Origin of the sequence: Bradyrhizobium sp. CSS354, from assembly GCF_029051725.1 — a bacterium.
GTDB lineage: Bacteria > Pseudomonadota > Alphaproteobacteria > Rhizobiales > Xanthobacteraceae > Bradyrhizobium.
In genome coordinates, this window is sequence record NZ_JAACFU010000028.1 from 46349 (window position 1) to 53679 (window position 7331).

The window sequence follows — 7331 nt, forward strand, 5'->3', positions numbered from 1 at the left end:
ACCGAAACCATCCTCGCGCGCGTCCGCAAGCATGCCATCGAGCACAAAGGGCCGGTTGCCCCGGCGTGGTGGCAATCTGACGCGACAATCACGAGGGCTCCCTCGTCAAGGGCGCATGATCGGTTGGTCAGCCAGGGCCGCGCGATCAAGTCGAAACAGTCGGCCCGGATGGTTTCTGGGCGTGGATCTAAATGGAGGTTGAGAATGATGACGGACGGCATCCTTTCGCAATTGAAGAAGGCCTCGGCGGCAGAGGAGTTTTTTGCACTGCTCGGCGTCGAGTACGACGAGAAAATCATCAACGTGGCGCGGCTTCACATCCTGCGTCGCATGGGTCAGTATCTTGCGGGTGAGGAGTTGACCGCTGCATCCGATCCTGAGATCGCCTTGCGTTGTAAGGCTACGCTTGAGCGCGCCTATGCCGACTTCGTCACGTCCTCCCCGATCGAACAGCGCGTGTTCAAGGTCCTCAAGGATGCGGCAGCGCCACAACCGAACAAGCATCCAGCCCTGGTCCAGCTCGGTTCCTTGGAGTGACTCGAGTTTCCATCTCGTGCTCTGGACCGTGAAGGTTCGGAGCTGACAGCTCCAGCTTGCAATTCAAACGGAAGTTGCAGTGGCCTCGTGGATCCGCAGCTTTAACACTTACTCCGCTCTCCTTAAGGGCCAATCACGACTGAGCGCTGGTTTGTCCATCCTTTCAAGCTGGTGCCGATGGCGCGCCTATCTCCTGCAATGGTACGCCGGCAGCGGGAAGCGCACATTCGGCGAGGAAAGCGCACCAGATTTGGATGACTGTCTTCTGTCGCATTCCGGACACGACTCGAGTCGGTAATCGAATGTTCCGATCGTCTGAGAGGCTGCCAACCCATTTCCTTCAGTAAGAGTCTGTATTGGCGCCCAATTTTAATCGCCTACGCAATTGGTACGACAATTGCTGACATGGCTCAGCCAGTGGAGAAGCGCATGCACATCTTGGTCCGCATCGATTGTGTTTTTGACGTCGCGCAGGTTCGCGCGCGCTGCCTGTCCGCACCATGATGCGTCGCGACGCCAACGCGATGGCCGCATATTCCGACCTGGCTGAGCTAAAAGCTCGGTTTGATTTGCGCCAAAGGTTCGTCGACGAAATCACCCCCGGCCGATCTATGGCCGAGGTTTCGTGGGCGCAGTCCTTGCTCTCCAAGGCCGGTGGCGTGGGACCGTTGACGGGCGGTTTGACCCCGGCGCTCGTGCTCTCGCCAAGAGTTGCGGGTTTGTCGCTGCAATCGGCGAGATCTCGAGGGCATTCGGAGCAATGGATCGCGTTTTCACCGGCGAGCACGTGGCGGATAATGATATGAACCGAGTCTCTGCCACATCCTCGATCCGTTCCAGCTCGGTCGCATCTCGAAGATGTGGGGACCAATTGATCGGCTCGCGTGACCGGCGCGGAGAACCCGAAACGCGTGATTCCGGGGTCGTCGACACATCGAGCAATGTCTGTTTCGGCCCCGCGCTGCTGCCAGGCGGTGCTGACTCAATGGCGGGCACCCGGCCGAACTTTTGACTGAAGCAATCCTAAAGCTGGGGGCAGAGCGCGCTCCGCTGGCGAGCCACTACTGAACAACGGATGGGAGTACAGATGATGAGTACCGCACCCAAAAGTGCAGCGCCGGCCGCGGGTGGTGGTCGCGCAGCGACCAAGAGGGAGCTGTCGGAGCGATTTAAGGCGTATAAGCACGTCTGGGTCTTCATCGAGCAGGAACGCGGGGTTGTGCACCCCGTCTCCTGGGAGCTGATGGGTGCCGGCCGCCGGCTCGCCGACAAGCTCAACGTCGACCTCGCCGCGGTTGTCATCGGCCCGGTCGGCGAGACAACGGAGCAGGCAGTCGCCGAATCCTTCTGCTACGGCGCCGACCTCGCCTATATCGTCGCGGACCAACTCTTGGCCGACTATCGCAATGAGTCCTATACCAAGGCCCTGTCAGAGCTGGTCAATACGTACAAGCCGGAAATTCTACTCCTAGGGGCAACTACACTCGGCCGGGATCTCGCCGGCTCAGTGGCCACCACACTGCTCACCGGCCTAACTGCCGACTGCACCGAGCTCGATGTCGATCCCGACGGCTCGCTTGCAGCGACGCGGCCGACGTTTGGCGGCTCACTGTTGTGCACGATCTACACACTCAACTATCGTCCACAGATGGCAACCGTCCGCCCGCGCGTGATGCCGATGCCCGAGCGCGTGACGGGCGCCGTCTGCCGCGTCATCTCGCATCCGCTCGGGCTTGTAGAAGAAGATATCGTCACAAAAGTCCTCTCGTTCGTGCCGGACCGCGATTCTAAAAACTCCAACCTTGCCTATGCGGACGTGGTCGTCGCTGGAGGGCTCGGTCTGGGATCGCCTGAGAACTTCCAACTGGTACAGGAGCTCGCCGACGTGCTTGGCGCCGAATATGGCTGTTCGCGGCCGCTGGTACAGAAGGGCTGGGTCACCTCGGACCGACAAATCGGCCAGACTGGAAAAACCATTAGGCCAAAGCTTTATATCGCGGCCGGTATTTCCGGGGCGATCCAGCATCGCGTCGGAGTGGAGGGTGGCGACCTCATCGTTGCCATCAATACCGACAAGAACGCCCCGATCTTCGACTTCGCCCATATCGGTATCGTCACCGACGCCATTCGACTGTTGCCGGCATTGACCTCTGCATTCCGTGCGCGGCTGTCGCCGCACTCGCACGACCGCATCGCCGGCTAGGGAGCTTGTTATGATCGAGGAAAAATTCGACGCGATCGTCGTCGGTGCTGGCATGGGCGGGAATGCGGCGGCACTTACCATGGCCGAGCGTGGCCTGAAAGTGCTGCAGCTGGAGCGCGGGGAGTATTCGGGGTCGAAGAACGTGCAAGGGGCCATCCTGTATGCCGATATGCTGGAGAAGCTGATCCCGGATTTCCGCGAGGATGCACCGCTTGAGCGGCATCTGGTCGAGCAGCGCTTCTGGATCATGGACGATTGTTCGCACACGGGGCTTCACTATCGCTCCGATGATTTCAATGAGGAGAAGCCGAACCGCTACACCATCATCCGCGCTCAGTTCGATAAATGGTTCTCGCAGAAGGTCCGCGAGGCCGGCGCCACGGTCCTGTGCGAAACCACCGTGACCGAGCTCCTCCAGGATTCACATGGGCGGGTAGTCGGGGTGCGCACAGACCGCGATGGCGGTGAAATCCATGCAGATGTCGTCGTGCTGGCCGAGGGGGTGAACGGAGTGCTCGGGACGGGTGCGGGGTTAAGAGGGCGACTGAAACCGGATAAGGTGGCACTTGCGGTCAAGGAGATGCATTTCCTGTCGCGCGAGACAATCGATGCTCGCTTCAGCCTCAAAGGCGACGAGGGGCTCGTCATCGAAGCTGCCGGAACCATCTCCCGCGGCATGACCGGCATGGGCTTCATCTATTCGAACAAGGAATGTATCTCGCTCGGTATTGGCTGTCTTGTTGCCGACTTCCAGCGTACCGGCGAGACGCCCTACGGCTTGCTCGAGGCTTTCAAGCGTCACCCCTCCGTCGCGCCGCTGATCGAGGGTTCGGAAGTAAAGGAATATTCCGCGCACTTGATCCCCGAAGGTGGGTACAAAGCGATCCCGCAGCTTTGTGGTGAGGGCTGGGTCGTCGTCGGGGACGCCGCGCAGCTCAACAACGCCATCCATCGCGAGGGGTCCAATCTGGCGATGACGTCGGGCCGTATCGCGGCGGAAGCGATCTGTCTTATCAAATCGCGAAATGATCCGATGACGGCGAAAAATCTTTCGCTATACAAAAAAATGCTGAATGACTCCTTCGTAATCAAGGACCTGAAGAAGTACAAGGACATGCCGGCACTGTTGCATACCCACTCGCAGAACTTCTTTCTCACATATCCGCAGCTCTTCTCGAAGGCGATGCAGGATTACCTGCGCGTCGACGGTACACCAAAGCTCGAGAAAGAGAAGCTGATGCTGAGCTCGTTCATCAAGGCGCGATCGTGGAGTGGACTGTTCAGCGATGCCCTCCGCATTGCCCGGGCCTGGCGCTGATCACGAAGCAAAGACAACGACGATTGACGGAGCCAGAATCAATGCCGAGCGAACCATCCCAACGTGTCGAGGACAAACTATTCTACAACCGTTATCTTGTTGATTCCGGCCGCGCCCATATCAAGGTGCGGCCGCACGCCACGCCATCGTCGCAGCTGCTAGCGATGCTGAAGGCTTGCCCAGCACGGTGCTACGATCTCAACGATAAAGGTCATGTTGAGATTACAGTCGACGGGTGTCTCGAGTGCGGCACCTGCCGGGTGATCTGCGAAGAAAGCGGTGATATCAAGTGGAGCTACCCACGGGGCGGTTACGGTGTGCTATTCAAGTTTGGCTGAAGCTTCAGGGGAGGGCCTGGCTTTGGCAGGATACGGCGTTGTCGCGATGCAACGAGATGCGCGGGACTCGAGATTCACCCGGGCACATTCAATCGGGGCCACGGGCAGGCCCTTGCATGAGACAACCGCAGCTTCCCAGCTTCCCCCCATAATATTCCCGAGATAGCCAAAGCGAGCGGATCCAAAACAAGGGCGCGACGCATTGTATCGCGGGGATATATCGTCGGCCGGAGAGCATTATGACGATTCGAGTACAAAAGAGCAGGGCGGCCGCTAACGCGCGGCGAACAGAGGTAGGCCGTGAGAGTTCGGTTGGCGACATCCAGGCATGCATAGCCGAACTGAGAAGCTTGCCGCGCGAGAAGCTCGCGGATGCGGTGTTCATGCTCTCGATGAATGCAAGACGGCAGGGCGAGTTGATCCGACAGGCGATCGAGAAGCGCGCCGGGGTCGACTTGGACTTTGATCCGCCGGCGAATGCGGATTTGGCGACCTATCTCGCCAATGATGCGGTCTCGACCTTACGCCACCACGTTGTTGACCTTCCGGACTTGCTGGACTTCTTGGTTCAGCAAGCGCCTGACGTCTGCTTCACCATCCATCGGGAGGAGGCCGTTTTGCTGCTCGCCGCAATCATTCGCGAACAGCGGCTCGAAGGAGTCCTTGAAGGCCTCAGGCTCGCCGGGCTGCTGAATGAGCCAGCGAAGGATCGTCATGCCGGGATCGGTTCGGAAGCGGACTTGAGGGGAGCCGCCGACTGCGTGTGAGTGTTCAGGGCGCTTTGAGAACAGTCCCTGCAGAGAGGTCAAAACCGCGTCGAGAGTCCCGGCGTAGTTCCTTTCTCCTCCGTTTAACGTTTATCGCCGACGCGGAGCCGCTATGCACGCCCGGTCGCAGTCCCCGGCCGCGTCAAGCTCGGGACCTGAGTGAGCACGAGATTCGCAGTTCTGAGGTTTCGTGTTCAGTTGCAGCAAGCGCGGTGCGCAGCGCTGGCGGATCATGGAACTATTCACTAACAGGCTAGCAAGGGAAATCACGGCAGGACACGTCGGCCAAGCAGCGGCGACGTTTTTCCGTAGATGGCAGGCTTGCCGGGCGCAGTTGATCCATGTTCACTTTAGCGTCCGGTTTGGCGCCACGTCCTCCCGATCATGCGCATAGTAAGATGGTCTCAAGCTCTCGTATGCGCGAACGGCGCAAGACACAAAGTCGCGAGCTCCGCAGAATGACACCATCTCGGCCGTGATTCTTGAGAACCACGGACTCGCGGTCATGCCAAGACGCCGCCTTTTGAGTTCGAGAGAGCCGCATTCGCCTCAGAAGAATGATGGGGTTCTCCAGGGCCTGCCAAGACAAGGGCGTGGCACGGAAATAATAATCAGATTCCGCCGGGTAGCCCAGGCGACCTCCAGCAGATCGACGACCAACAAAATGCCACTCCAGTCCATGGCGACCCTCCGTTGATGGGAGGGTCGTCCCCGCGGCTGATGTAATGATGAGCTGCAGGGCCGAGCTTCGCCAGGACTCGCGATTCGCTTCGATCAGGCAGCGGCCAAACTGCTCTCAAAGATCAGCTCTCGGACGTTATTGGTTCAGCGAATTCACACGATCGACAGAGCAGAAAGCCGTCCGTTCCGTTCATGCGATCGGCAATGTTGCGAAAAGTCGCCCCTTCGAAGAGATCCTCGTACCTGTCGCGGAGGAGGTTGCCCAAGACGTGTCGTCGCTCAAAATCCATGCAGCAGAAAGTAACATCGCCGTTTGGGAGAAGAACATTACGATATTGCCGTTCGTCGGGACATGTTAGTGTTCCAACGATTGGCTGTCGTGCTTCAACCATCTCGAGCTCGCCGCTGCCAGCTCTCCTGCGCTGCGGACGCAAGCGGACCAGCGCTTCGTCAGGAATGATGCCGACAAGTTCGGGATGAACCTCGCCCTTGACGACGAAGAGCAGTGATGAAATGTCGCCGTCGACAAGTTGCCGCATCAAATCGACATAGTTGCGCCTGACGAGACCACTATCCATATACGTGCCGTCATCAACAACCTGCACCAGGAAAACGCGGAACTGCAGCGCACGTAAGCGTCTTAGATCCTGCCCATTCATTCCGGCCAGGGTTGTGAAAATCCGGATTCCATGGCCGCACGCGTAGGCATGCTCAACCATTTCGGTGCAAGCCGGATTGAGCCAAGGCTGCGAAAACCCGGAAAAGCTAATCTCGACAGCTGCTGGTACGTGCGCCAGGCATCGCTTGAAATCTTGCAGAGAAAGATGCTTCACGTCGGATCTCGCTCTTTGCCGTTCGGCAAACCTGTCCTGCGAGCAATATGAACATCGGACGACACAGCCCGTTGTCGTACTTATCTCCAAGACCCTGCCGCCAGCGACTGCAGAGCGCAGCTCCTGTAGAGTCATCGATTTGACATTATCCACTTCCGCGCTCCTCGTTGGGAATAAGAATCTTGAGGGTGACCGTCGAGTTATATCCCTCAAGCCAGTTCGCTCATGCATCATTTCGTTCGTCGTCCATCAGCGCGACATGGCACGGTTGCAAGCGCGACCGCGAAAGATGAAGAAGGCGCCACGGCTCTCTCCGCCTAGTCCAGCAGGATCGGGCAGCTCCCGAGTGCGCTTGCATCGATGGGCTTGGCCTAGCGTCTCGTTTACTTCAACAAGCATCGCTCATGCCAGGCGATACTGTGCATAAGTCGAACACGTTCGCGATACATCTCGTCGTAATTGCGGCAACCGAGGCGCAGCTCTACGCGATCGATAGCGCACAATATGACCTTACGTACGATTCAAGCGTAAGCGGGGCTGCGAGGCCCATCAGATTGTTTGTGCGTAGACCTGTGAGCGCCGTTAGAAGAGTCATCTTCTGGAAGGGTGCTCACAATGGACGACCATTCGGACGACATAAGACGACCGTTGTCA

6 protein-coding genes are annotated in these 7331 nt (G+C 58.5%); 5 read left to right on the forward strand and 1 reads right to left on the reverse strand.

Annotation, left to right across the window (positions count from 1 at the left end; genetic code table 11):
• Nucleotides 1-204 precede the first annotated feature (204 nt).
• From nifW to GWG67_RS35720, 5 genes are all read left to right on the forward strand, one after another.
• Nucleotides 205-537 (forward strand): nitrogenase stabilizing/protective protein NifW, encoded by a 333-nt coding sequence (nifW, locus tag GWG67_RS35700; RefSeq protein WP_275174379.1) that lies wholly within the window; start codon nt 205-207, stop codon nt 535-537.
• Nucleotides 538-1627: 1090 nt separating this feature from the next.
• The gene (locus tag GWG67_RS35705; RefSeq protein WP_275174381.1) at nt 1628-2740 is read left to right on the forward strand and encodes an electron transfer flavoprotein subunit alpha/FixB family protein; all 1113 of its coding nucleotides are present in this window, start codon (nt 1628-1630) and stop codon (nt 2738-2740) included.
• Between the two features lie 10 nt (nt 2741-2750).
• A complete protein-coding gene (locus GWG67_RS35710; RefSeq protein ID WP_275174363.1) occupies nt 2751-4058 on the forward strand; it encodes an FAD-binding protein in 1308 nt (435 codons plus the stop codon).
• A 41-nt stretch (nt 4059-4099) separates the two neighbouring features.
• Nucleotides 4100-4396 carry a ferredoxin family protein gene (locus GWG67_RS35715; protein WP_275174365.1) on the forward strand — a complete coding sequence of 99 codons (297 nt, stop codon included), beginning with the start codon at nt 4100-4102 and terminating at the stop codon, nt 4394-4396.
• A 239-nt stretch (nt 4397-4635) separates the two neighbouring features.
• A complete protein-coding gene (locus GWG67_RS35720; RefSeq protein WP_275174367.1) occupies nt 4636-5163 on the forward strand; it encodes a hypothetical protein in 528 nt (175 codons plus the stop codon).
• A gap of 803 nt (nt 5164-5966) precedes the next feature.
• Here the strand turns inward: GWG67_RS35720 and GWG67_RS35725 are convergent.
• Entirely contained in the window at nt 5967-6677 is a 711-nt protein-coding gene (locus tag GWG67_RS35725; protein ID WP_275174369.1) for an SPASM domain-containing protein, read from the reverse strand.
• Between the last annotated feature and the right edge of the window lie 654 nt (nt 6678-7331).